This window comes from Arthrobacter jinronghuae, from assembly GCF_025244825.1.
GTDB classification, from domain to species: domain Bacteria; phylum Actinomycetota; class Actinomycetes; order Actinomycetales; family Micrococcaceae; genus Arthrobacter_B; species Arthrobacter_B jinronghuae.
The window spans coordinates 3,310,281-3,335,521 of the sequence record NZ_CP104263.1 but is presented as its reverse complement, the minus strand read 5'-3'; the positions used below and the strand labels follow the sequence as shown (position 1 = coordinate 3,335,521).

The window sequence follows — 25,241 nt, the reverse complement described above, 5'->3', positions numbered from 1 at the left end:
CCATGACCGAAGCAACGCAGGCCCCCGCAGGAGACAACACCGCCACGGCTGCAAGCCCCGAATCGAAGATCGTGCTCGGCCGCAACCAATACGGCAAGGCCGAGGTCCGGCTGGTGAAGGTCACCCGCGACACCGCCCGTCACTCGCTGGAGGACCTCAGCGTCACCTCCCAGCTGCACGGCGACTTCGAGGCCGCCCACACCCAGGGGGACAACTCCTCCGTGGTGGCCACGGACACGCAGAAGAACACCATCTACGCGTTCGCCCGCGACGGCGTCGGCTCGCCCGAGGCGTTCCTGCTGCGGCTGGAACAGCACTTCACCGGCGGGTTCGGCTGGGTCACCGGCGGACGCTGGGCCGCGGAGCAGTACTTCTGGAACCGGATCAGCGACCATGACCACGCCTTCGCCAAGGACAAATCCGAAATCCGCACCGCGGTCCTGGTGTCGGCCGCCGGCAAGCAGCACCTGATCTCGGGGATCAGCGGCCTGACGGTGCTCAAATCCACCGGATCGGAGTTCCACGGTTTCCCGCGCGACCGGTACACCACCCTCGCGGAAACCACGGACCGGATCCTCGCCACGGACGTCACGGCCAAGTGGCGCTACGCCCCGGACGCGGACCTGACCGCCCTGGATTTCAACGCCCTCTACGCCTCCGCGCGGACCCTGCTCCTGGACGCCTTCGCCACCACGCACTCCCTGGCCCTGCAGCAGAGCATGTATGAAATGGGCAAAGCCGTGATCGCCGCGCACCCGGAAATCGTGGAAGTCCGCCTCTCCCTGCCGAACAACCACCATTTCCTCGTCGACCTGTCACCCTTCGGCCTGGACAACCCCAACGAGGTCTTCTTCGCCGCGGACCGGCCCTACGGACTGATCGAAGCGTCCGTGCTCCGCGAGGGCACGGACCCGGATGCACCGGTGTGGAACACCGTGGGCGGGTTCTGCTGATGAGCCGCGCACACCGCGCCGCGCCGGATCGGGCCGCCGCCCGCCCCGAGGATGCCCGGCTGCCGCTGGGCAGCACGTTCGCGTACGGCTTCCAGCACGTACTGACCATGTACGGCGGGATTATCGCCCCGCCGCTGATTGTCGGCACCGCCGCCGGCCTGGATCCCACCGACGTCGGCATGCTGGTGGCCGCCTGCCTGTTTGTCGGCGGTCTGGCCACCCTGCTGCAGACCGTGGGCATCCCGTTCTTCGGCTCCCAGCTGCCCCTGGTCCAGGGTGTGTCCTTCGCCGGGGTGGCCACCATGACCGCCATTCTCGACGGCGGCGGCGGGCTGCAGTCCGTCTTTGGCGCCGTGATCGTCGCGTCCCTGATCGGGCTGCTGATCACCCCGGTGTTCGCCAGGGTGATCCGCTTCTTCCCGCCGGTGGTCACCGGCGTCGTCATCACCACCATCGGCCTGACCCTGATGCCCGTGGCAGCGAACTGGGCCATGGGCGGCAGCAGCGCCGCCCCGGACTACGGCAGCGTCTCCAACATCGGGCTGGCCGGGCTGACCCTGCTGCTGGTGCTGCTGCTGAGCAAACTGGGCAGCTCCGCCATTTCCCGGCTGTCCATCCTCATTGCCATTGTCCTGGGCACGGTCTTCGCCCTCGTCACCGGCAAGGCCGATTTCTCCGGGGTGGGCACCGGACCCGTGTTCGCGTTCCCACAGCCCTTCGCCTTCGGGCTGCCCACCTTCGAGGCGGCGGCCATCATCTCCATGGTGATCGTCATCCTGGTGACCCTCACCGAAACCACCGCGGACATCATCGCCGTGGGCGAGATCGTGGACACCAAGGTGGACGCCAAGCGGATCGGCAACGGCCTGCGGGCCGACATGCTTTCCAGCGCCCTGTCCCCGGTCTTCAACTCCTTCACGCAGAGCGCCTTCGCCCAGAACGTAGGCCTGGTGGCCATCACCGGAGTCAAGAGCCGCTTTGTGGTCAGCGCCGGCGGGCTGATCCTGGTCATCCTTGGCCTGCTGCCGATCCTTGGGCGGGTAGTGGCGGCGGTGCCGACGCCGGTGCTCGGCGGCGCCGGAATTGTCCTGTTCGGCACGGTGGCGGCCAGCGGCATCCGCACCCTGGCCAAGGTGGACTACCGGGACAACATGAACTTCATCATCGTTGCCACGTCCATCGGCTTCGGCATGATCCCGATTGCCGCCCCCACCTTCTACGACCGGTTCCCCACCTGGTTCGGCACCATTTTCCACTCCGGCATCAGCTCCGCCGCCGTCATGGCCATCCTGATGAACATCCTGTTCAACCACATCCGGTCCGGTAACCCGAAGGACCCCTCCGTCTTCGCCGAAGGAGCCGACCGGATTGTGCGCGTCGAGAACCTGGCGGCGTTGAAAGAGGGCGACCATGTGCAGGACGGCAAACTGCTGGACGCCGACGGCCAGGAAATCCCGCTGACCACCACCGGAACCGAACCCCATTAGGATCTCCACCGTGACACCACCCAATGCCCACCAACCCGTTCTCGGCGCCGAGCACAGAGCCCGGCTGGACGCCGTCCTCGCGGACAGCGACCGGCTGCTCGCTACGGCCTACCCCGGCGACGACGGCAGCCGCCAGCCCGTCCACACCGTCTACATTCCGGCGGACCGCTGCGTGCCCGCCCTCCCCGGAACCTGGGGCGAGGAGGGGCTGGCCGCTTTGGCGGCCCACGGATCCCTCGCCGAGCTGGCGGACCGGCTGGGCCTGGACGCCAAAGTGGCCGACGCCGTCGTCCCGCTGGTCGAGGCGAAACTGCGCACCGAACCGATCGAGGACCTACGCCTGGACTTCGAGGACGGCTACGGTGTCCGGCCCGACGACGAGGAGGACGGCCATGCCCGGCAGGCGGCCGCCGCCGTGGCCGGGGCGGTGGCCGCCGGAACCGCCCCGCCGTTTGTCGGCATCCGGTTCAAGTCCTTCGAAGCTGCCACCCGCGCCCGCGGCGTCCGCACCCTGGACCTGTTCCTGGCCGAACTGCTGGCGGCCGGGCCGCTGCCGGACGGACTGGTGCTGACCCTGCCCAAGGTCTCCACCGTGGAACAGGTCGAGGCCATGGTCTACATCTGCGAACTGTTGGAGGACGCCCACGGGCTGCCCGAAGGACGGCTCCGGTTCGAGGTGCAGGTGGAAACCCCGCAGCTGATCCTGGCCGCCAACGGCACGGTGCCCGCCGCACAGCTGATCCACCGGGCCAAGGGCCGGGTTTCCGCCTTGCACTACGGCACCTACGACTATTCCGATTCGGTGCAGATCGCCGCGGCATACCAGTCCATGGAGCATCCGGCCGCGGACTACGCCAAGGCCGTGATGCAGGTGGCCGCCGCCGGCACCGGCGTCCGGCTTTCCGACGGCTCCACCAACATCCTGCCGCTGGGTACGCCCGCCGAGATCCGTGCGGCCTGGCAGCTGCATGCCCGGCTGGTGCGCCGATCCCTGGAACGCGGCTTCTACCAGGGCTGGGACCTGCATCCGGCGCAGCTGCCCACCCGCTTCCTGGCCACCTACGCCTTTTACCGGGAGGGGTTCGACGACGCCGCGGGGCGCCTGCGCAATTACGTGCAGAAACGCGGCGGCAGCGTGCTCGACGAACCGGCCACGGCCCGCGCGCTGGCCCGGTTCGTCCACCGAGGACTGCTGTGCGGAGCACTCACCGAAGCCGAGATTGCACGCGGCACCGGGCTCACCGGCGTCGAACTTGCCGCCCTCGCCCATCCAGCCGCCCATCCCTCCGCCTCCGCCACCGCGGAAGCCGCCACCGCCGAAGAAAAGGTCCGATAGTGAACACGCCCCGCTACTACGCCCCCGAAGGCGGACTGCCCGCACAGACCGATCTGCTCACCGGACGGGCCGTGGTCACCGAGGCCTACACCGTGATTCCCCGCGGCGTGCTGCGGGACATCGTGGTCAGCGTGCTGCCCGAATGGACCGATACCCGCGCCTGGATCCTCAACCGGCCGGTGGCCGGCGGCGCCACCACGTTCGCCCAGTACCTGATGGAGGTGGCCCCGGGCGGCGGCTCCCGCGCCCCCGAACCGGAACTTGAAGTGCAGTCCTTCATTTTCGTCCTCGAGGGCACCCTGACCGTCCGCCGCCTGGGCCGGGACCATGAACTCACCCCGGGCGGGTTCGCCTACCTGCCGCCGGAAACGCTGTGGGGCGCGTTCAACGAGGGGCAGGAAACGGTGAAATTCGCCTGGATCCGCAAGGCCTACCAGCCGCTCGTCGGACATACTCCGGCGCCGGTGTTCGGGAACGAGGCGGACATCGCACCGACGCCCATGCCAGGCACGGACAACAAATGGCGCACCACCCGGATGATCCCGGTGGACGACGTCGCCTATGACATGCACGTGAACGTGGTGACCTTCGAACCCGGTGCCGTAATTCCCTTCGCCGAAACCCACGTGATGGAGCACGGGCTGTACGTGCTCGAGGGCAAGGCGGTGTACCGGCTCAACCAGGACTGGGTGGAGGTGGAGGAGGGGGACTACCTGTCCCTGCGCGCGTTCTGTCCGCAGGCCTGTTACGCCGGGGGCCCCTCGAACTTCCGCTACCTCCTTTATAAGGACGTAAACCGCCAGGTCCTGCTGGGAGGCCGGTGATGCACGACGGCGCCCGCGCCGGATACTCGGTGAACTGCTCCATCCTCTTTACCGAGCTTCCGCTGCTGGAACGTCCGGCCGCCGCGCGTGCCGCCGGGTTCGACACCGTGGAATTCTGGTGGCCGTTTACCGAACCGGTCCCGCCGCAGGCACAGGTGGCCGAGTTCGAGGCAGCCATCCGTGACGCCGGGGTTCGGCTGGGTGCTTTGAACTTCGACGCCGGGGCAATGCCCGCGGGCGAACGAGGATTGCTGTCCCTGCCGCACCGGGGAGCGGATTTCCGGGCCAACGTGCAGGTGGTGGCGGGAATCGGGGAACGGCTGGGCTGCCGGCTGTTCAACGCCCTCTACGGCAACCGCAATCCCCGTTTCACCCCGGAGGAGCAGGACACCGAAGCCGGACGGAACCTGCTGGAGGCGGCCCGCGCCGTCGCGCCCTTCGGCGGAACCGTGCTGCTGGAACCGCTCAGCGGCGCTCCGGACTATCCCCTGAAAACGGCGGCGGACGTGTTCGCGGTGCTGGACCGGATGCACAGCGCCGGGGCGGCCAACACGGCGCTGCTCGCCGATTTCTACCATCTGGCGGTGAACGGCGACGACGTCGCGGCGCTGGTGGCCGCCGACGCCGGCCGGTTCGGGCACATCCAGATAGCCGATGCGCCCGGCCGCGGGGCGCCCGGAACCGGAAGTCTGCCGCTGGCCGACTGGGTCCGGGCGAGCCGCAGCGGCGGCTACCGCGGGGAGGTGTCGCTGGAATACGCGGCGCCGGTTTCCGGGGCTTTCGACTGGTTGGATGCGGATGCGGACCGCTACGACCTGGTGATCCGCGGCAACGCGGTCCTCACCCCGGAAGGGATTGTTCCGGCGGAAGTGGCCGTGCGGAACGGCTCGATTGCCGCCGTCGTCCCGCTGGGCACCGGGCTGGAAGGTGAGCGGCTGCTGGAACTGGCCGAGGATGAAACACTGCTGCCCGGACTGGTGGACACCCATGTCCACGTGAACGAGCCGGGCCGCACCGAGTGGGAGGGATTCGCGTCGGCCACCCGGGCGGCGGCGGCCGGCGGAGTCACCACGCTGATCGATATGCCGCTGAACAGCATCCCGCCCACCGTGAACGTGGAGGCGCTGAAGACCAAGCGGGCCTGCGCCGAGCCGCAGGCCGTCGTTGACGTCGGATTCTGGGGCGGAGCGGTTCCCGGAAACGAAGCGGACTTGCGTCCCCTGCATGATGCCGGCGTGTTCGGCTTCAAATGCTTCCTGGTCCACTCCGGCGTCGACGAATTCCCGCACCTGGAACCGGCGGAAATGGAAACCGTCCTCGCCGAACTGAAGACCTTCGACGCCCTGCTGATCGTCCACGCCGAAGACCCGGGCAAGATCCGGGACACCCCGGCCGGTTCGCGGTACGCCGGCTTCCTCGCCTCGCGCCCGCCGGAAGCGGAAAACACCGCCGTCGGACAGGTCATCGAGGCGGCACGGCGCACCGGAGCGCGGGCACACATCCTGCACCTGTCCTCCGCCGAGGCGCTGCCCCTGATCCGCGCGGCGAAGGACGACGGCGTCCGCCTCACCGCCGAGACCTGCCCGCACTACCTGACCCTGACCGCCGAGGAGATTCCCGACGGCGCCACGGCGTTCAAATGCTGCCCGCCAATCCGTGAAGACGCGAACCGGGAACAGCTCTGGGCCGGACTGGCGGACGGAACCATCGACTGCATTGTGTCGGACCACTCGCCCAGCACCCAGGACCTGAAGGACCTGGTGCGCGGGGACTTCGGTGTTGCCTGGGGCGGGGTGTCCTCGCTGCAGCTGGGCCTGCCGCTGATCTGGACCGAGGCCCGCACCCGCGGGATTCCGCTGGAGCAGGTGCTGCACTGGATGTCCGCGGCTCCGGCGGCACTGGCCGGGCTGGACCGGAAGGGCGGCATTGCGCCGGGCAAGGATGCCGACTTCGCGGTCTTCGCGGCCGGAGACACCTTCACCGTGGATCCGGCCGCCCTGCAGCATAAGAATCCGGTCACGCCGTACGCGGGGAAGCAGCTCACCGGCATCGTGCGGCGGACGCTGCTGGCCGGCGTCGACGTCGACCCTGCCGTTCCTGCGGGCCGGCTGCTGCGCCGGGGCGGGGCGTAACCGGGGACGGTTTAGGTGACGGTGCCCACATGACGCCCGTCGCATTTTCGGAACCGCCCGCCGTGAAAGTAATGTCTTATTTATGGCCCCCTTCCGAAACAGCCGCGCTGCTGCCCTCCCCGCAAAACTGTCCCGTTCCTGGCTGCTGGCATCCGCCGCAGACGAAGCGAACTTTGCACCGGCGCTGGCGTCCGAGGCCGATTCCGTGGTCTTCGATATGGAAGATGCCGTTCCGGCCGGCGGCAAGGCCGAGGCCCGCGAACGAGTCGTCGAGGCGCTGTCCACCGGCATGACGGCCTGGGTGCGCGTCAACGGCATTGAAACCGACTATTGGGCCGATGACCTCGCCGCCCTGTCCAAGGCCCCGGGCCTGCGCGGCGTGATGCTCGCGATGACCGAGAAGCCCGAGCAGGTCACCCACACCGCCATGCGGCTGCAGGCCGGCACCCCGGTGCTCGCTCTCGTTGAATCCGCCCTCGGCATTGAAAACGCCACCGCCATCGCCAGCGCGCCGGGCACGTTCCGCCTCGCGTTCGGCGTCGGCGATTTCCGCCGCGACACCGGCGCCTCGGATGATCCGATGGCCCTGGCCTACGCCCGCTCCAAGCTCGTGGTCGCTTCCCGTGTCGGCCAGCTCCCCGGCCCCATCGACGGTCCCACCGTCGGCGCGCTGGGCGAGAAGCTGCTGGAGGCCTGCAAGGTCACCCAGAGCATGGGCATGACCGGCAAGCTGTGCCTGATGCCCGAGGCCACGGACTTCATCAACCAGGGCCTTTCGCCGAGCGAATCCGAAATCACCTGGGCCCACGAGCTGCTGGAAGCGCACGCTGCCGGCGCCGTGGTGGGCGACGGCTCCTACCTGCCGCGCCTGGCCCGCGCCCAGAAGATCTCCTCGCTGGCCGACTCCTACGGACTCTGGAACGCCTAAGCGGGTTTGTCTGCCCGCTCCAGCAGCTGCAGCACCAGCCGGGTGAGGGTGAACGTGGCGTCCATGTCGTAATCCGGCTGGCTGATGTCCGCGAACAGGTGTGACGCTCCCATGTAAAGGAAGAGCTCGGCGTCCGGTGTGGACGCGGCCAGGTTCTCCGCGGCGTCGAGGTCCCCGCTGTCCACGAATTCCTCATCGGCGTCCATGCCGTGGATCTGCACCGGCACGCCGGCCGGCCAGGTGTCGGCGAAGGCGCCAAGCGGGATGCATCCGCTGACCAGCACCGCGCCACGGGCACCGGGCCGGGTCTGCGCCAGCCGCTGGGCCGGGATCACGCCGAGCGAGAAGCCGATATAGACCATTTCCTCCGGGAACCGGTTCGCAATACTGACGCCGAGCTCTTCGATGGTGTCCATGCCCATCTCCTGGGCATAGGCCACCCCGTCCTCCAGCTCGGTGAAGGTACGCCCGTCATAGAGATCGGGCACCGTCACTGTGTGGCCCGCTTCGCGCAGGACCTCGGCAAAGGCATCCATGCCGGAGGTCAGGCCGAGCGCGTGGTGGAAGAGCAGGACGTTGGCCATGGGGACTCCTAGGGTTCGACGAGGATCCCGTCCTCGTCGGCGTAGAGCGTTGCGCCGGGACGGAAGGTGACGCCGCCGAACTCTACGGGCACATCCACCTCGCCGACAGAGTTTTTGGCGCTCTTGCGCGGATTCGAGCCCAGCGCCTTCACACCCAGCGGCAGCTTGGCGACGGCGGCGCGATCACGGATGGCGCCGTTGATGACGACGCCGGCCCAGCCGTTCTCCACGGCGGCCCCGGCAATCAGGTCCCCCATCAAGGCGGTGTTCAGCGACCCGGCGCCGTCGACCACCAGTACTGCGCCCTCGCCGGGGGAGTTCAGTAGGGACTTGATGATGCCGTTGTCCTCCAGGCAGCGGACGGTGCGGATAGGGCCGGTGAAGCCCGCATGTCCGCCCAGGTCCTGGAACTGCAGGGACACCGACGCCAGCTCGTCGCCGCGTTCGTCGTACAGGTCAGCTGTGCTTGTGTTCATGGCACCACTGTGGCAGACCGCACAGCGGTGAATCACCCTGCCACGCCGAGGGGTGGCCGTCAGCCGGCCCTCGGTTTGTCCGGATCCCTGCAGCTTGTCCGGATCCCTGCGTCGCGCGGCGCAGGGATCGTCACAAACCGCAGGGTTCTTCCCAAACCGCGGGGAATTCCGCGCCGGACACTGCCGGGTGTCCCCGGGAGGTTACGTCTGCGCCTGCTGGGCGTGGGATTTCAGGACGTCCACGATTTCCAGCAGGTCGGAGACGGAATGCGTGCGGCTGTCGCGGGTGGCCTGCGGCCAGCCGCCGGGCAGGCCCTCGTTGTAATACAGGCCGTCGGCCAGCAGGGTGATGGCACGGGCAATGCCGGGATCGCCCACCTCGTCGTGGACCAGGTCGAACCAGCTGCGGTGGATGTCCTGCAGCAGCTCCGAGGCCACGGGATCGGAGGCCTGCGCCAGGCGGACGACGCCGATCAGTGCCCGGTCCAGCTCGCTGCCGACGTACACGGAGCTACGGACCAGATACCGCGCCGGCCCTTCCGGATCCTCGCGCATAGTCTGCAGGTCTGCCGCGGCCAGGCCGCGGAGCTTTTCGATCAGGGCGCCGGCCATCGCTTCCTTGTTCTTGAAGTGATAGAGCAGACCGCCTTTGGAAACTTCGGCGCGCGCGACGACGGCATCCAGGGTGGCGCCGCGTGGGCCTTCGTTGATGAGGAGCTCCTCATAGGCATCGAGGATGCGGTCCCGGGCGGGACGAGAGTTGGGCATGCTTTTACGCTACGCCATCAGCGGACGAAACAACCGCAGATTCGCCACCGTACAGTCTAGACGGTACAGTAGTTATTCGGGTATTTCCCGTAATGAATCCCTAACGTAGTTCCAGAAGGAGGAAGCCGTGCTGGCGGTCCAGGAAAAACCCGCAGTTACGCGTGCAGGAACGCGCGAATGGTGGGGGCTCGCAGTCCTGATGCTGCCCGTTCTGCTCATCTCCATCGACAACAACGTCCTGAGCTTCGCGATCCCGTCGCTCTCGCAGGCGCTGGCCCCCACCGGCGTCGAACTGTTGTGGATCGTGGACGTGTACGCCCTGGTCCTGGCCGGCCTGCTGGTGCCCATGGGCAGCCTCGGTGACCGGATCGGCCGGCTCCGCCTGCTGATGATCGGCAGCGTGGGCTTCGGCGTCTTCTCCCTGGTTGCCGCATTTGCACCCTCCGCGGCACTGCTGATCGTGGCCCGCGCCCTGATGGGCGTCTTCGGCGCCATGTTGATGCCCGCCACGTTGTCGCTGATCCGCAACATCTTCACCGACCCCTCCCAGCGGCGGATCGCGGTGGCCATCTGGGCCGCCGGCTTCTCCGGCGGCGCGGCCCTCGGCCCGATTGTGGGCGGCGTGCTGCTCGAGCACTTCTGGTGGGGCTCGGTGTTCCTGCTGTCCATCCCGGTCCTGCTGCCGCTGCTGATCTTCGCCCCGATGCTGCTGCCCGAGTCCAAGGACCCCAGCCCCGGCGCCGTCGACATTCTCGGCGTCGTCCTGGTCATGGGCGCCATGCTCTCGGTCACCTACGGCATCAAGGAGTTTGCGCACGACGGCGCCGCGGCCGGCCTGCCGTTCATCGCCGCCGGCCTGGTGCTGGGCTTCCTGTTTGTCCGCCGCCAGCTCTCGCGCGAAAAGCCGATGCTCGACGTCCGGCTGTTCCGGAACCCGGTCTTCAGCGGCTCCATCGCTGCGAACCTGCTCAGCCTGTTCGCGATGGTCGGCTTCATCTTCTTCCTCTCCCAGCACCTGCAGCTGGTGGTGGGGCAGACGCCCATCGAAGCGGGCTTGACCATGCTCCCCGGCCTGGTGCTGACCATCATCACCGGCCTGGCCGTGGTGCCCCTGGTGAAGCGGGTCCGCCCCGCGGTTGTGGTGGCCGGCGGGCTGCTCTTCAACGGAGCCGGCTACGCCCTGGTTTTTGCCGCGGGGGAGTCCGTGACCGTGCTCGAACTGGTTATCGCGTTCCTGCTGCTGGGCGTGGGCGTGGGGGCCGCGGAAACTATTTCCAATGACCTGATCCTGGCCAGTGTTCCGCCGTCCCGTGCCGGATCCGCCTCGGCCATTTCCGAGACCGCCTATGAGATCGGATCTGTCCTGGGCACTGCCGTCCTGGGCAGCATCCTGACCGCTGCCTACCGCAGCGGCGTTTCCGTTCCGGGCGGCTTGACCCCTGAGCAGACGGCTTCGGCCGGGGAAACCCTTGGCGGCGCCGTCGAGGCGGCCCGGGACCTGCCTGCGGAGGCTGCCTCGGCGCTGCTGCATTCAGCGCAGTCGGCCTTCGATTCCGGCGTCAACATCACCTCGCTGATCGGCCTGGTCACCATGGTGGTTGCCGCCGTCGGTGCCGGCGTCCTGCTGCGTCGCGTTCCGGCCCACCGGTAGTTCCGGTCCGGCCTCGGGGATTCCTGGTGCGACGCCAGGACCGGGCCGCCGTCGTCGACCGTCCCGAATTGCCTTAGCCGGCGGTCCTCAGTCCCGGTGGGGACGGGCGATCAGTACGGGGCAGTAGGCGTGCGCGGCCACAGTGGTGCTGACGGAACCGAGCAGCAACCCGGCAAAACCGCCGCGCCCGCGGTTGCCCACCACCAGCATCTCGGCCCCGCGGCTGGCTTCCATCAACACCCCGGCCGTCTGCCCGGCCACCGCTGACTGGGTTAGACCCTCCGGAGTGCCCTTACCTTCGAAGGCTGCTTCCACCGCCTCGGCCAGGCCCCGCTCGGCTTCCACCCGCGGTGACCAATCGGCGGTGGGAAACGGTGTGGCCAGCATTGCCGGAAACTCCCACACCGTGATGGCATCAATGCGGCAGTCCAGCAGGTCCGCCAGCCGACGAGCCAGGCGGAGCGCCTCCAGTGACTCCTCTGAGCCGTCCACGCCAACGACAATCCGCTTCCGGGTTCCCTCAGTCATGATGCTCCCTTCGAGGCTGTTGCATATTCAGCAGTTTGCGCCCCGGCAGCTGGCAGGGCCAGAGCAGCGGCGGTTTGTGCGGCGGAACCACGGACTTGAGCAGAACCGCTAATCGGGCATAGGGTAATAAGCATGCTTACTTAGTGTGAGCGCCCGCCTTTTACGGCGGCCCTAACCGGACCGCCCGAATGGACTGACCTACCGAAAGTGGGAACTTCTATGACAAACGGCAACAAGTCGGACCAGTACACCTTCCAGAACCCCGTGGACCGCTACCCGTCCATCGCACCGCCCATCCAGGACCAGCCGGAGCCGGGCCTGGACAAGGACATGACCCCGCATGTGGACCACGGCGAGGACACCTACCGCGGGACCGGACGTCTGGAAGGCCGCAAGGCGCTCATTACCGGCGGCGATTCCGGCATCGGCGCGGCTGTGGCCATCGCCTTCGCCCGCGAGGGGGCCGACGTCGCCATCTCCTACCTTCCCGAGGAGGAGCCGGACGCCCAGCACATTGCCGAGGTGGTCGAGAAGACCGGCCGCAAGCTGGTGCGGCTTCCCGGTGATCTCAAGGATCCCGAGTACTGCCGCCAGCTGGTCGAGGACGCCGTTTCCGCCCTGGGCGGGCTGGACATCCTGGTCAACAACGCGGGCAAGCAGATTGCCGTGGAGAACCTCGAGGATCTCTCCGACGAGCAGCTGGACCACACGTTCAAGACCAACATCTACTCGTTCTTCCGGGTGACGAAGGCCGCGCTGAAGCACCTGCCGGCCGGATCGAGCATCATCAACACCACCTCGATCCAGGCCTACGAGCCGTCCGCCGACCTGCTGGACTACGCCAGCACCAAGGCGGCCATTAACAACTTCACCAAGGGTCTGGGCCAGCAGCTTGCACCCAAGGGAATCCGCGTGAACGCCGTGGCTCCGGGTCCGTTCTGGACCCCGCTGCAGCCGTCCGACGGACAGCAGAAGGAAGCGCTGACGGAGTTCGGCCAGAGCACCCCGCTGGGCCGTGCGGGCCAGCCCACCGAACTGGCCCCGGCCTACGTCTTCCTGGCGTCGCCGGAATCCAGCTACGTGATCGGCGAAACGCTGAACGTCAACGGCGGCACCCCGTCCCCGTAACGTCTGCGGTTTCATCCCGTTAGAACTGAGGCCCCGCATCTGCGGGGCCTCAGTTTGTTTAAGCCCTTGGGCACCGATTCCTGCTCGGAGCGCGCCGTGGCGGACACAGCATCCCACGCTTTGGGGTCTGTGTTGCTGGTGAGGTCACAGAAGTCACAGCAGTACCGGAATGTGGGACGTTCTGCTCGGAGCGCGCCGCGACGGACACAGCATCCCACGATGTGGGGTCGGTGTTGCTGCTGAGGTCACTGGAGCCACAGCAGTACCGGTTTGTGGGACGTTCTGCTCGGAGGGCTCCCTGGCGGACACAGCATCCCACGATGTGGGGTCGTTGTTACTGCTGAGGTCACAGGAGGAACAGGAGCACCAGCGGGTGGGAGATCCTGCGGGGTCGGGCACCCGAACCAACAAAAACGGCCGCTGCAACGCCCGGAACCGGGAGTGCAGCGGCCGCAGAAGCCGAAATGGACCGGGTTAGCGGGCGACGGTCTCTTCCGTGCGGAAGTCGGCACGGTCAATCCGACGGTGGTAACGCATACCGGCCAGGCCGCCCAGGATGGCGCCGAGCAGGGTGGCCACAAGGCTGGCAGCGACGGCGATCCAGGTGCCGGCATCCATGCCTTCCAGGTTCTCGGGCAGCGGTGCAACCGAGTTCAGCTGGCTGATGCTGCGGATATCGTTGCCGAAGATCAGGCCAAGGATGATGACGACGGCGGCCGCCACCAGCGCCCACAGCCAGACGGCCAGGCCCTGCTTGGCGCCGTTGAAGCGCGCCATGCGGCCGGCGACATATCCGCCGGCAAAGTAGGAGAGCAGCAGTACCAGGAGCATGATGATCGCCCCGATGATCCCGGCGGACTGGTTGGCTGCGGCAGATTCCAGCGCCTGGCCCAGGTTGGTTTCAGCCGAAAGGCCCACAGCAGCGCCGATCGCCGCTGCCAGTGCGGAAAGCAGCACCACCATTCCGGTAGCGGTCAGCCAGCCGAAGAACGCTGCACCGAACTTGAAGCCGCCGAAGCGTTCCTTCTCCCGGGCGAGCAAAGCCTCACGGTTCGGCAGGGCTGCCTCGCGGGTGTGGACAGCGCCGCGGTCATCATTCCGACGGTCCCGGTCGTCTGCGGAAGCACCGGCAGCCCTGTTTTCGCCCCGGTCGCGCACGGCGTCGCGGTCATCGTTGCGGTCGTCGCGGTCTTCACGTCGATCATCCGTCGTGGCGTGCCGGTCGCTGTTACGCACGACGTCGCCGTCGCGGGCGGTGTCAGCGTCACGGTGGTCACGCACGGCGGATACCGATGTTGCGCCGCGGTGCTCGCCGGCGCGCTCCCCGGTGCCGTCAGCGCCGTCGGTGTCAGCGGAGCGGGTGGCGGTGACCGGTGCGACCCGGGTGCGCGTATCTTCGGAGTCCGAACCGGAGACCGGCGTCGTACGGCCAGCGGCGTCGTCGTTTGTGGCGCCAGCTACCGGTTCGGCAGCATGGCTGCCCGAGCGGCGTCCGGTGGCCTGCGACGGAGAGGCAGCCGTGTCCTCCCGGTATCCGTCCACGGGAACGGCCTGGCTGTCGTCGACGGGTGCCGGGCGATCAGACCGGTCCCGGAACGGGCCGCCGTCAGAGGCGCCGCGTCCGCTCGTAGAAGCGTTTGTGTTCCCTGGTTCGGTGCTCATTTACTGCTCTCCTGTTTTCCGTCCGGTTAATCGGGCTGAAGATGCCACCTTATAAGCATCCTTAGTAATACCTCCACCTAGCCGCACCGGTGTGCGCCAAAGCACGTCGCCCAAGTCTCCGCAGGGAAACCGGGAAATCAAACCGTGCGGGCGGCAAATACGCAGGGAAGCCGACCGCTGGTGGAACACTAGGGGAATGGACCCCGACCTTCTTGTAACCATTGCTGCAGCCCTGGTGATCGCCGTGGGCCTGATCGGCATAGTGGTGCCCGTGCTGCCGGGCAGCATCCTGATCATCATCGCCCTGCTGGGCTGGGCCCTCGGAGTGCAGAGCGCGCCGGCCTGGTGGGCCTTCGGGATCGGGGCGGTGCTCCTGATCGCCGGAATGCTCTCCAGTGCCTTCCTTACCGGACGGCGGCTCAAGGAACGGGAAATCCCCAAGCGCTCCGTCGTGGCGGGCGTGGCCGTGGGCATCGTCGGCATGTTCACCATTCCTGCCGTGGGCCTGTTCATCGGATTCGCCGTCGGCCTGCTGCTCAGCGAGTGGCTGCGCAAGCGGGACCTGCCCACCGCCTGGTCCTCCAGTGTGGCAACCCTGAAGGCCATGGGCATCGGCATCCTGGCCGAACTGGCGCTGGCGCTGACCGCCGGCGGACTCTGGGGCGGGGCTGTCTGGCTGCACTTCGCCACCCGGTAACACCGTTCCCCCGGGTGCTCCGCTTGGGTAGGGTCCGGGGTTATGAGCGAGCCGCCGATCAACCGCAGCCTGCGGTCCGTTGATGATCTTCTGAGGCTGATGGACGGGCTGTTCGCCCGTGACTCGGTCCGCTGGACCAACGACGCCGGCAGCACCTGGTGGAACAGGTTCTATGCGGACAGGACGCGGCCCGTCCCGTTCTTCGCCGACAAACCCGACGAGAACCTGGCGCGGTGGGTCAGCGACGAAGTGTTTGCGCCGACGAGCGTGCTGGACATCGGTTCGGGTCCCGGCCGCAACGCCCTGTTCCTGGCGGAAAACGGTTATGTGGTCGATGCCGTGGACCTCTCCTCCGCGGCCGTGGCATGGGGCCGGGAGCGTGCCGCAGCCCGGCGGCTGGAGGTGTCATTTATCTGCGGCGACGCCTTTGCCCTGCCGCCGGAGGCGCTTTCAGGAACGTACGGACTGGTCTACGACTCAGGCTGCCTGCATCACCTTCCCCCGCACCGCCGCATCAGCTACCTGCAACTGCTGCAGGGCACCCTCGCGCCCGGCGGCTATCTGGGGTTGGCCTGTTTTGCCCGGGGCCGGATGGGCTCGGAAGCTTCCGACGAACAGCTCTACCTCGACGGGGCGTTCGAAGCGGGAATTGCCTTCAGCCCCGAGGACCTGCGGTGGGTTTTTGCGGACTTCGAGGAAATCGAAATCCGCCCCATGGCAGCCCAGGAACAGGACTCACCGTGGTTTGGGGAATCTTTCCTGCTGACCGCACTGTTCCGCCGCCCGCCGGAGGGCTGAACTCTAGCCCTCGGTCACGAACCCCGCGAGGTTCCGCAGCTGGTCGGCACGGCAGCCGGGGTTCACGTACATCATGTGCCCGGCCTCGTAGTAGTGGTGCGTGAACCGGGCCCGTGCTTCATCGCTCAGCCGCATGTGCGCCCACACGTACTCCGCGGCGAAATGCGGCGTGGCGCCGTCGTAATAGCCGTAGTCCACGTGCACGCGCAGCGCCGGGTTGTGCACCAGCAGCCGTTCCAGCGTGCCGGTGACATCCACGGGCACGCCCTCGAAGGTCTTGTAGCTCCACGGCTGGACCCGGCCGCTGAGGATTTCGTAGGGGAGATCGTTCTCGTAGCCAAGCTCGGCGCGGACATAGTGGTTGATCGCCGCGGAATAGGGCCCGTTGATGGCCACCAGGCTGGGATCGTCCCAGTTGATCCAGTCCTGCTGGTGCGCCGGCGCGGCGGTAAACCGGCCGTCGATGCGCCCCACCGCCAGGTTCTGGTCCCGCAGCAGCTCCGCGGAAAACATGGCGTAGTCCCAGCGCAGGTTGGTACGGCGGATGAAACCCTCGCTCAGGGTGGTGATGGCGGCGAGGCGGGCGACGACGTCGTCGTACTCCTCCGCGCTCAGCCGGGCCCCCTGGGTCAGCGCGTACCCGTACTCCCGGGCGGCGTAGGCTTCGGCTTCGCGGACGACGTCGGCCAGCTCGCGGCCCGGAAGCCGGCCGTGGAAGTGCGCGATGGCGGCGTAGGTCGGCAGATGCAGCGCATAGGGGGTGTCCCGCCCCGGCGCGAAATCCAGGGTGGCCAGGTTCAGGACCGTCGAAATGAGTCCCAGACCGTTCACTGCCAGTCCGTAGGCGTCGAACAGCTTCCCGGCCACGGCCACTGCGCGCAGCGTGCCGTAGGACTCACCGACCAGGTACTTCGGGCTCAGCCAGCGGTTGTTGCGCGTGGTCCAGAGCCGGATCACCTCGGCCACCAGGTCCCGGTCCTCCTCGAATCCGTGGAACTCCGCGGCGTCGTTGCCGTTCACCACGCGGGAGAAGCCAGTGTTCACCGGATCGATCAGGACCAGGTCCGCGTGTTCCAGCAGGGTCTGCGGGTTGTCCACCAGGCCGAACGGGGGAGGGGTCAGCGAACCGGCGTCGCCCGAGTCCACCATCCGCGGGCCCAGCAGTCCCATGTGCAGCCAGACCGAGGAGGAGCCCGGCCCGCCGTTGAAGGCAAACACCACCGGGCGCCGATTGGGGCCGGTCTCCGGGGCGTCCGCCGTGTAGGCGACCAGGAAGATCTCCGCCTTCGGCCGGAAGCCGTCCGACTTCCCGTCGCTGACCTCTTCCTTGCGGAACACCATCCGTCCGGTGGTGGTGGTGTACGCCAGGCCCGAGGGCAGGGTGTGCCGCCGCACCGCGAAGTCGTCGGTGATGTCCGCCGCGGAGGCTGCTTCCGGATCGGCGGAGGCGGAGGCGGGGCTGTCGGAGTGTTCCTGGGAGACCATGGCAAGGACACTACCCGTGCATCGGCCGATTACCCGGGAGGGAAACGGCGCGGTTGCGACCTGAGTCCGGCAAGTGTCCTGCGTACTCTTCCGTGGGCTCGGGCACGGGTCTACGTTGGAAAGACCGTGACCGGCCACGGCATTCCGCCAGAGGGAAGCCCACTTCGGTGCCGGTCCAGAAGGTGCGGAGGCATTATGTTTTTCCACAAACAGGAACTCCAATTCAAGTCCACGCCGGATCAGCCCGATGCCGTGTTTGCCCGGAAGCTGCAAGAGGCCCTGGGCGGACAGTACGGCGAAATCACCGTAGCCATGCAGTACGGATTCCAGTCCTGGAATGCGCACATCCCGGGCAAATACCGGGACCTGCTCTACGGCATTGCCGCAGAAGAAATGGGCCACGTGGAAATGCTGGCCATCATGATTGCGCAGCTGCTGGAAAAGGCTCCGCTGGGAATAACCGGTGACGCTGTCCAGAACGATCCCACGGTCGCAGCGGTGGTGGGCGGCATGGATGTGCAGCAGGCCATCGTGGCCGGTGCCGGTGCCCGCCCCGCGGACAGCAACGGCAACCCGTGGACCGGCGGCTACGTCACGGCCAGCGGCAATATGCTGGCGGACTTTACGTCCAACGCCAACATTGAAATGCAGGGCCGCATTGCCGTTGCCCGGCTTTACCATATGACCGATGACCACGGGGTGCGGGACCTGCTGGCGTTCCTGCTGGCCCGCGACACCATGCACCAGAACCAGTGGACCACTGCGGCCCTGGAACTTCAGGCGGAAAACATGGAACAGCTACCGGTACCCAGCAACTTCCCGCTCAACAAGGAACACCGCGAGGTGTCCTACCAGTACCTGAACTTCTCCGACGGGGAGCATGCGAAGGAAGGCTCCTGGGCCAAGGGCCCGACGCCGGACGGCAAGGGCGAATTCAGCTACCACGACGGTCCCACCACAACGGCCCCGATGCCGCCGCCCACCCGCCCGGACGCCCGGTACTACGGCACCACGGACGTACCCAACCCGGTCGAGAAGGCGGCAGGAGCTGTGCAGGACAAGCTGAACAAGGAATAACCAACCCCTGCCAAAACCGGGCGGAACCGCAGAGGCCCCGCCCGGTTTCCTGCTGCCCGAAGGCAAGGAGAATGGCGGCGGCGGAATCCTCGATGTCCTGAAACTCGCCGGTACGAATAAGGGTCCCGACGCCGGCGGCGGGCGTACGATGCCTGCATCCGGCTGCGGGGACCGGATCCTTTTCCCCTGTCCGTCTCAAAACAATGGAGTTTTAGATGAGCGTCAATGCCGCGTCCGCCGCGCCTTCTTCCGGCCGGATGAGCCGGGAGGAACGAAAGGTCCTCGCCGGAACCCTGGTCGGCACCACCATCGAGTGGTACGACTTCTTCATTTACGCCCAGGCTGCCGGCCTGGTGCTGGCCACCCTGTATTTCGGCCCCATCAACGAGGGCCCGCTGGGACAGGTGGTCTCCTTTGCCACCATCGGCATCAGTTTCCTGTTCCGCCCCCTGGGCGCCGTCGTCGCCGGGCACTTGGGGGACCGGATCGGCCGGAAGAAAATGCTGGTCTTCACGCTGGTCATGATGGGGATCTCCACCGCCCTGATCGGTGTGGTGCCCACCTACGCGCAGATCGGCGTCGCCGGTCCGATCCTGCTGATTGTGCTGCGCATTATGCAGGGCTTCTCCGCCGGCGGCGAGTGGGGCGGGGCCGCCCTGCTGTCGGTGGAACACGCACCGGTGGGCAAGCGCGGTCTCTTCGGTGCCTACCCGCAGATCGGCGTGCCGGTGGGCATGATCCTGGCGACGTTCGTGATGTACGTGCTGAGCACGAGCCTGAGCGAGGAGGACTTCCTGGCCTGGGGCTGGCGGATCCCGTTCCTGGTCTCGGTGGTGCTGATCATCGTCGGCTACTTCATCCGCCGCTCAGTGGCCGAAAGCCCTGTTTTCAAGGAGATCCAGGAGCGGAAGAAGGAATCCTCCGCGCCGCTCAGCCAGCTGTTCCGGCACAACAGCCGCGAGGTGATCCTCAGTGCATTGATCTTCATTGCCAACAATGCGGCCGGGTACCTGGTCATCGCTTTCTTTGCCTCTTACGCCACCGGTAAGCCGGACACGGGCGGGCTGGGGATGGACCGGCCCTCGGTGCTGCTGGCCACCACGCTGGGATCCTTCGGCTGGCTGATCTTCACGCTCTACGGCGGGATCCTTTCCGACCGGATAGGCCGGGTCCGGACGTTCCAGATCGGCTACGCCTGGGTGTTCCTGTGGTCGGTCCCGATGTTCCTGCTCATCGACACCACCAACATTGTTCTGTTCGCGGTGGCGATTTTCGTCCTGACCATCGGCCTGGGCCTGTCCTACGGTCCGCAGTCGGCCATGTACGCCGAGATGTTCCCGGCCCGGGTGCGGTACTCGGGGGTCTCCATCGGGTACGCACTCGGGGCCATCCTGGGCGGGGCTTTCGCGCCGACCATTGCCCAGGCGCTGCTGAACGAGACCGGCTGGTCGCCGTCCATCGGCCTCTACATCATGGTGCTGTGCGTGGTGTCCTTTGTGGCCGTGTCCATGGTGAAGGAAACCAAGGGCAACGACCTGCATGTGGAGGGCTCACCGAAGCAGCGGTCCCGGCGCTAGCGAACCTACCGTTCCAGGACGCCGATTTCGGTGCCGGCCTGGTCATAGATCCGCAGGGTGCCGCCGTCGACGTCGGCAGCGGCACCCGCGGCGAGCCACGTGTCCATTCCCGGCGGGCAGGCCATCAGGGTGGTTGCCACGTCCCGGAGCGTGACGTGGTTGCCGGAAATGCTCCAGTGGCCCATCAGCCGGTTGCAGCCGTCCGTGCCGCTGACCCGCCCGTCGGGGCTGAAGTCCAGGGACGGCGCGTCCGGATTATCGACGTCGCCCCACGTACCGGTGACGTCCGCTGCCGGACTCCCGCCGCTTTCCCCGGGATCCGGGGACACTCCGGCGTCGTTCCCGCAGGCGCTCAGCAGCAGCGCTCCCGCCAGCACCGGGAGCAGCAGTCGCATCAGAGCCACTTGTTCCGTTTGAAGGTCACGTACAGGATGAAGCCCATCCCGAACATCGCCAGGATGGCCAGCGGATACCCGAATTCCCATTCGAGTTCGGGCATATTTTCAAAGTTCATGCCGTAAATGGTGCCCACCAGGGTGGGGGCAAAGAGGATGGCGGCCCAGGACGAAATCCGCTTCACCTGTTCGTTCTGTTCAATGCTGGTCTCCGCCAGGCGGTTGGAGGCGAGCGTGGAGGAGAGGGTGAGTGCGTTGTCCAGGATGGCGCGGTAGGCGTTGACCCGGTCGATCAGGCGCAGCACATGGTCCATCACGTCCCCGAGGTTGTCATGCAGGTCCGTGGGGATGCCGTACTGGTCCGCATTCTGGCGCAGTTCGCCCACCACGCTTTCCAGCGGACTGATGGCACGGTGGAACTGGATGACTTCGCGGGAGAGTTCGTAGATGCGGCGGGACACTTCGGCGTCGCCGCCGAACAACTGGTCCTCAATCTCGTCGATGTCGTTTTCCAGCCCGGCAGCGACGGGAGCGTATTCATCCACCACCTGGTCCAGCACCGCGTAGAGCACCGCCTGCGGTCCAAGCGCCAGCAGGTCCGGTTCCTGTTCCAGCCGTTTGCGGACGCGGGCGAGATCCGGGGATTCGGCGTGCCGGACGGTCACCACGAAGTTGGGTCCCACAAACAGGTGCAGCTCACCGAACTCCACGCGTTCGACGTCGTCCAGGTAGCGGGCGGGCCGGAGCACCAGGAACAGCTGGTCACCGTACTGTTCCAGCTTGGAGCGCTGGTGGCCGGCCAGGGCGTCTTCGACAATGAGCAGGTTCAAGCCGAACTCCTCGGCCACGGCCAGCAGCTCCACCTCGTCCGGGCGGTACAGGCCGATCCATGCCATGCCGCCGGAGCTGCGGGTCAGCTCGAACGTTTCATCCAGGCTATCCGGGTCATGGTGGCGCTTGCCGTTCACATACACCGCATTGTCGACCAACGTCATGGACATTCCCCTAGCGTCTAAACCGAAAAACCCGTTATCGGCCGGGCACCGGGCGGCGGCCACTGCCCATTATCCCTGCCCGCCGGTCCTTGTGCCGCTCGGCGCCGCGGGCGGGGCGGTGTCCCGGCCCGTGGAGGGCACGCAGGGCATTGAGGATGGCAGCCAAATCCACCAGTTCCTGGGTCAGGGCACCGGCGACCGCCGGAATGTATCCGAATGCTGCCACCAGCATCAGGACCAGGCTCAGGGCGATGCCGAGCCGGATGCTCTGCAGTGCCACCCGAAGCGTGTGCTGGCCGATATCCACGGCCACGGCCACGCGGGAGAGGTCGTCGGCGGCAATCACCGCATCCGCAGACTCTCCCGCCGCGGTGGCCCCCCTCGCACCCATGGCAATGCCGACGTCGGCTGCCGCCAGCACCGGGGCGTCATTGACGCCGTCGCCCACCATCAGGACCGGCCGGCCGGGCAGGGCGGCGACCGCCCGGACCTTATCCGCGGGCAGCAGGCCGGCGGAGACCTGGGTAATGCCCAGCTCCTGGGCGACGCTGTGTGCGGTTCCGGCGGCGTCACCGGTGAGCATGACCATGGACCGGACTCCCAGCCGCCGCAGGTCCGTCAGCGTGGCCGCGGCGTTGGGGCGCACGGTATCGCTAAGCACCAGGGTTCCGGCGAAGCTGCCCTCCACCCCTACGTAGACGGCCAGCTCGCCGGGCTGCAGGGCCTGTTCGGCCGGGGCCGCGCCCGTGGCGGCAATGAACCGCTGCTTGCCCACCCGGATCCTGCGGCCGCCGATCAACGCTTCCACCCCGTTGGTCGCCGCCTCCGAGGCGTAATGGGCCGGCAGTAAGGTCAGCCCCCGTGCGGCGGCCGCCGACTGGACTGCGGCGGCCAGCACATGGGAGGAATACTGCTCCGCGGACGCAGCCAGGGCCAGCAGCTCGTCCTCCGTGAACGGCGGCTGCGGATGCACCGCCACCAGTTCCGGCCGGCCGGAAGTCAGCGTGCCGGTCTTGTCGAAGGCTGCCGTGCGGATCCGGGCAAGCTGTTCCAGGGTTGCTCCGCCCTTGACGATGATGCCGTGCCGGGCAGCCCGGCTCATGCCGCCCATGAAGGCCACCGGGGCGGCGATCAGCAACGGACAGGGCGTGGCCAGGACCAGTACCTCCGCGAAACGGCCGGGATCCCCGCTGGCCAGCCAGGCAGCACCGGCAGTCAGCAGCGAGAGCCCGGTGAACGGCAGCGCATACCGGTCCGCCAACCGGACCAAGGGTGCCCGCGACGCCGCGGCTTCCTGCACCAGGGCCACAATCCGCTGGTACTGGCTGTCCGCCGTCGTCGCCGTGGCGCGGATGCGGACGGCAGCGGTGCCGTTGACCGACCCGCTGAGCACCGTCTCCCCGGCGCTGCGCAGGGCGGGCAGGGATTCGCCCGTGAGCGAGGATTCGTCGAACTCCGCGGCCGGATCCAGCAGGATGCCGTCCACGGGCACCAGTTCGGCGGGCCGGACCAGCAGGATGTCGCCGGGCCGGACATCGGTGGCGGCAAGATCGACGACGGCGTCCGCTTCCAGCCGGTGGGCTTGCTGGGGTGCGCGCTCCAACAGGGCGTCCAGCTCGCTGCGGGCACGGCCGGCAGCATAATCCTCCAGCGCCTCGCCGCCGGAGAGCATCAGCACGATGATCAGCGCGGCCAGGTACTCGCCGACGGCGATGGTGCTGAGGATGGCAATGACAGCCAGGATGTCCAAACCCCATTTGCCGGCACGGATGTTCCGGACCATCCCCGCGGCGGTCTGCAGCGCCACGGCACCTGCATACAGGCTGGCCGTCCAGGCAGCGGCGGTACCGGCGTCGACCGCGAGCAGGGCAAGGACCGCAAGGCCGATCAGCAGCGTGGCGAACACCAGCGGATAACGGCGCACCGCATCCGGGATCCTGGGTATTTTCCTGCTCCTCATGCCTTCCGTTTTAAGCCGGTCGCGGAGCAGTTTCCAGCAAGATAATGCTTACCTAAATTTCCCCTGCCCGGCACTCAGCGGAGGGCGGCCTCAATCCGCCGGGCGGTTTCGGCCAGCCGCAGTCCCATGGCGTCTTCGTCCTTGCCTGCGCCGAAGTACACCACCGACACCGCGGCGGGCAGCTGGCCGGAGGCAGTGACGGGGGCGGCGACGGCGGAGACCCCTTCGATGACCTCGTTGTGGCTGACGGCGTAGCCGCGCTCCCGGGCGACGCGGCTTTCGCTGCGGTACTTCTGCCCCGGGGCCAGCCGGTCCCACTGTTCCTCGGTCATGGCGGACTGGATGGCGATCCCCGGAGCGCCGGCCGTGAAGGAGTGCCGGGTGCCGGGGCGTTGGATGAGGGCGGTGCGGCTGTGGGTGGGTTCCACGGTCATCAGAGTTACGCAGTTCTGCCGGTCCCAGACGGCAACAAAAGCCGTCATGGACAGCTCGTTGGCCAGCACGCTGAGCTCGGGCAGCGCCGCTGACTGCAGGTCCCGGGACACACCCCGGGCCAGCGCCGCGAGGCCCGGTGCTGCAGAGACCCGGCCGGCGTCGTCGCGCATCACCAGGGAGTGGGATTCCAGCGTCCGCAGGATCCGGTAGGCGATGGAGCGGTGCACCCCAAGTCCTTCGGAGAGTTCGGCAATGCTCAGGGAGTTCTCCGCGTCCGCCAGGAGTTCCAGGGCGCGGATGCCGCGGGAGAGGGTCTGGGACTGGGAGCCGGCTCCGGTTGGCTCAGGGGGTGTCATGGGCCAATCCTAAGCGCACGGCCTTGCGCTACCGTGCCGTGACGGGAGCCGCCGTGCCGTGACGGGAGCCGCCGTGCCGCTGACGGGAGCCGCCGGACGCCGCGCTACACGCCCGGCTACACGCCGCGGCGGCGGCTGAGCAGCCCGGACATCAGCAGCAGCAACCCGCCCGCGAGCGGCCAAAGGATGTACATGCTCAGCAGGGCACCGAAGGCAGCGACCACGAGGCTGGCCAGCATGGTGCTGCAGACCAGGATCATTCCCAGAACAATCCGGGCCTGGCCGCGGTGTGGCGATGGAATGGGTGGAAGCCATGCGGGACGCTCATCTGTCCAGCTCATGCGAGCCATTTTAGGACTGCGCGCCGCGGATGGAACCGGCCCAGGCCCGATTTTTGAGCTGCGGCCCGGAAACGGACTCTTCCCGGACACCGGACCGGCGTGAAACGATGGCGAAACCCTGCCGCCAACCCAGAGGGAGCCAGTGCGATGGACGAAAGCGATCTTCTTGTTGATGCCTTCGGACGGCTCCCCGGTGCAGTCCGAAGGGCCGTGAACAATCTCGACGCCGGTGCACTGAACCACCGCCCCTATCCGGACGGAAACTCCATTGCCTGGCTGATCTGGCACCTGAGCCGGGTGGAGGACCACCAGATCGCCGAGGTTGCCGGGCAGGAACAGGCCTGGACCGCCGACGGCTGGGCAAAACGGGTGGGCCTTCCGCTGGCGGTGGAGGACACGGGCTACGGGCATACCTCCGAGCAGGTGGCGCTGGTCCAGGTGCATTCGGCGGAGCTGCTGCTGGGCTATTACGACGACGTGCATTCCCGCACCGAGGCCTTCGTCTCGGGACTTTCGGGAGAGGACCTGGGCCGGATCGTGGACCGGGCCTGGGATCCGCCGGTGACGCTGGGCGTCCGGCTGGTGAGCACGTTGGCGGACTGCCTTGAGCACGTGGGGCAGGCGGCTTATGTTCGGGGAATGGTGCTGGCGAATTCAAGGGGGTAATT

Annotated in this window: 24 protein-coding genes; 13 read left to right on the top strand and 11 right to left on the bottom strand. The window is 67.5% G+C overall.

Features of this window, described 5'->3' with window-relative positions:
• Positions 1-2 precede the first annotated feature (2 nt).
• The 6 genes from pucL (at position 3) to N2K98_RS15665 (ending at position 7,660) form a co-directional block, all read left to right on the top strand.
• Positions 3-953 (top strand): factor-independent urate hydroxylase, encoded by a 951-nt coding sequence (gene pucL / locus N2K98_RS15695; RefSeq protein WP_255864711.1) that lies wholly within the window; start codon positions 3-5, stop codon positions 951-953.
• Positions 953-2,440 carry a nucleobase:cation symporter-2 family protein gene (locus tag N2K98_RS15690; RefSeq protein ID WP_229950771.1) on the top strand — a complete coding sequence of 496 codons (1,488 nt, stop codon included), beginning with the start codon at positions 953-955 and terminating at the stop codon, positions 2,438-2,440. The genes pucL and N2K98_RS15690 overlap by 1 nt, the downstream gene beginning before the upstream one ends.
• 10 nt (positions 2,441-2,450) lie before the next feature.
• Positions 2,451-3,776: a DUF6986 family protein gene (locus N2K98_RS15685; protein WP_255864712.1), complete on the top strand. Its 1,326-nt coding sequence runs from the start codon at positions 2,451-2,453 to the stop codon at positions 3,774-3,776.
• On the top strand, positions 3,776-4,600 hold the full coding sequence (locus N2K98_RS15680; RefSeq protein WP_229950767.1) for a bifunctional allantoicase/(S)-ureidoglycine aminohydrolase: 825 nt from the start codon (positions 3,776-3,778) through the stop codon (positions 4,598-4,600). Before N2K98_RS15685 ends, N2K98_RS15680 begins: the two co-directional genes overlap by 1 nt.
• Entirely contained in the window at positions 4,600-6,732 is a 2,133-nt protein-coding gene (gene allB / locus N2K98_RS17290; RefSeq protein WP_407079992.1) for an allantoinase AllB, read from the top strand. The genes N2K98_RS15680 and allB overlap by 1 nt, the downstream gene beginning before the upstream one ends.
• A gap of 82 nt (positions 6,733-6,814) precedes the next feature.
• Positions 6,815-7,660: an HpcH/HpaI aldolase/citrate lyase family protein gene (locus N2K98_RS15665; RefSeq protein ID WP_230022352.1), complete on the top strand. Its 846-nt coding sequence runs from the start codon at positions 6,815-6,817 to the stop codon at positions 7,658-7,660.
• On the opposite strand, the gene N2K98_RS15660 is transcribed toward N2K98_RS15665, so the two are convergent.
• The 3 genes from N2K98_RS15660 to N2K98_RS15650 form a co-directional block, all read right to left on the bottom strand.
• On the bottom strand, positions 7,657-8,244 hold the full coding sequence (locus N2K98_RS15660; RefSeq protein ID WP_255864713.1) for a dienelactone hydrolase family protein: 588 nt from the start codon (positions 8,242-8,244) through the stop codon (positions 7,657-7,659). The two genes, N2K98_RS15665 and N2K98_RS15660, sit on opposite strands and share 4 nt — an antisense overlap.
• An 8-nt stretch (positions 8,245-8,252) precedes the next feature.
• Positions 8,253-8,720, bottom strand: a complete 468-nt coding sequence (gene rraA, locus N2K98_RS15655) for a ribonuclease E activity regulator RraA (protein WP_255864714.1) — start codon at positions 8,718-8,720, stop codon at positions 8,253-8,255.
• A 201-nt stretch (positions 8,721-8,921) separates the two neighbouring features.
• Positions 8,922-9,488, bottom strand: coding sequence for a TetR/AcrR family transcriptional regulator (locus N2K98_RS15650; RefSeq protein WP_255796593.1), 567 nt, complete (start codon positions 9,486-9,488; stop codon positions 8,922-8,924).
• 127 nt (positions 9,489-9,615) lie between these two features.
• On the opposite strand from N2K98_RS15650, the gene N2K98_RS15645 reads away from it, so the two are divergent.
• Entirely contained in the window at positions 9,616-11,139 is a 1,524-nt protein-coding gene (locus tag N2K98_RS15645) for an MFS transporter (protein WP_255864715.1), read from the top strand.
• A gap of 87 nt (positions 11,140-11,226) precedes the next feature.
• Here N2K98_RS15645 and N2K98_RS15640 read toward each other — a convergent pair whose 3' ends face one another.
• The gene (locus tag N2K98_RS15640) at positions 11,227-11,667 is read right to left on the bottom strand and encodes a universal stress protein (protein ID WP_255864716.1); all 441 of its coding nucleotides are present in this window, start codon (positions 11,665-11,667) and stop codon (positions 11,227-11,229) included.
• Positions 11,668-11,886: 219 nt separating this feature from the next.
• Between N2K98_RS15640 and N2K98_RS15635 the strand changes: the two genes are divergently transcribed.
• Entirely contained in the window at positions 11,887-12,795 is a 909-nt protein-coding gene (locus N2K98_RS15635; RefSeq protein ID WP_229950751.1) for an SDR family oxidoreductase, read from the top strand.
• A gap of 474 nt (positions 12,796-13,269) precedes the next feature.
• On the opposite strand, the gene N2K98_RS15630 is transcribed toward N2K98_RS15635, so the two are convergent.
• Positions 13,270-14,457: a YrzE family protein gene (locus N2K98_RS15630; protein ID WP_255864717.1), complete on the bottom strand. Its 1,188-nt coding sequence runs from the start codon at positions 14,455-14,457 to the stop codon at positions 13,270-13,272.
• 196 nt (positions 14,458-14,653) lie between these two features.
• Between N2K98_RS15630 and N2K98_RS15625 the strand changes: the two genes are divergently transcribed.
• Together N2K98_RS15625 and N2K98_RS15620 are read left to right on the top strand one after the other, a co-directional pair.
• Entirely contained in the window at positions 14,654-15,154 is a 501-nt protein-coding gene (locus N2K98_RS15625) for a DUF456 domain-containing protein (RefSeq protein WP_229950747.1), read from the top strand.
• Positions 15,155-15,196: 42 nt separating this feature from the next.
• Positions 15,197-15,952, top strand: coding sequence for a class I SAM-dependent methyltransferase (locus N2K98_RS15620; RefSeq protein ID WP_255864718.1), 756 nt, complete (start codon positions 15,197-15,199; stop codon positions 15,950-15,952).
• Between the two features lie 3 nt (positions 15,953-15,955).
• Here the strand turns inward: N2K98_RS15620 and N2K98_RS15615 are convergent, their stop codons facing one another.
• A complete protein-coding gene (locus N2K98_RS15615) occupies positions 15,956-17,437 on the bottom strand; it encodes a S10 family peptidase (protein ID WP_255864720.1) in 1,482 nt (493 codons plus the stop codon).
• Between the two features lie 195 nt (positions 17,438-17,632).
• On the opposite strand from N2K98_RS15615, the gene N2K98_RS15610 reads away from it, so the two are divergent.
• Positions 17,633-18,514 (top strand): manganese catalase family protein, encoded by an 882-nt coding sequence (locus N2K98_RS15610; RefSeq protein WP_255796599.1) that lies wholly within the window; start codon positions 17,633-17,635, stop codon positions 18,512-18,514.
• 215 nt (positions 18,515-18,729) lie between these two features.
• Positions 18,730-20,091 carry an MFS transporter gene (locus N2K98_RS15605; RefSeq protein WP_255864721.1) on the top strand — a complete coding sequence of 454 codons (1,362 nt, stop codon included), beginning with the start codon at positions 18,730-18,732 and terminating at the stop codon, positions 20,089-20,091.
• 5 nt (positions 20,092-20,096) lie between these two features.
• Here the strand turns inward: N2K98_RS15605 and N2K98_RS15600 are convergent, their stop codons facing one another.
• The 5 genes from N2K98_RS15600 to N2K98_RS15580 all read right to left on the bottom strand — a co-directional run bounded on the left by N2K98_RS15600 (position 20,097) and on the right by N2K98_RS15580 (position 24,573).
• On the bottom strand, positions 20,097-20,486 hold the full coding sequence (locus N2K98_RS15600) for an META domain-containing protein (RefSeq protein ID WP_255864847.1): 390 nt from the start codon (positions 20,484-20,486) through the stop codon (positions 20,097-20,099).
• Positions 20,486-21,481, bottom strand: coding sequence for a magnesium and cobalt transport protein CorA (locus N2K98_RS15595; RefSeq protein WP_255864848.1), 996 nt, complete (start codon positions 21,479-21,481; stop codon positions 20,486-20,488). Before N2K98_RS15595 ends, N2K98_RS15600 begins: the two co-directional genes overlap by 1 nt.
• A 34-nt stretch (positions 21,482-21,515) precedes the next feature.
• Positions 21,516-23,441 (bottom strand): heavy metal translocating P-type ATPase, encoded by a 1,926-nt coding sequence (locus N2K98_RS15590; protein ID WP_255864723.1) that lies wholly within the window; start codon positions 23,439-23,441, stop codon positions 21,516-21,518.
• 74 nt (positions 23,442-23,515) lie between these two features.
• Positions 23,516-24,232: an IclR family transcriptional regulator gene (locus tag N2K98_RS15585; RefSeq protein WP_255864725.1), complete on the bottom strand. Its 717-nt coding sequence runs from the start codon at positions 24,230-24,232 to the stop codon at positions 23,516-23,518.
• Positions 24,233-24,348: 116 nt separating this feature from the next.
• On the bottom strand, positions 24,349-24,573 hold the full coding sequence (locus tag N2K98_RS15580; RefSeq protein ID WP_255796603.1) for a hypothetical protein: 225 nt from the start codon (positions 24,571-24,573) through the stop codon (positions 24,349-24,351).
• 147 nt (positions 24,574-24,720) lie between these two features.
• Here N2K98_RS15580 and N2K98_RS15575 point away from each other — a divergent pair, with 147 nt between their 5' ends.
• Positions 24,721-25,239, top strand: a complete 519-nt coding sequence (locus N2K98_RS15575; RefSeq protein ID WP_255796604.1) for a mycothiol transferase — start codon at positions 24,721-24,723, stop codon at positions 25,237-25,239.
• Positions 25,240-25,241: the final 2 nt, after the last annotated feature.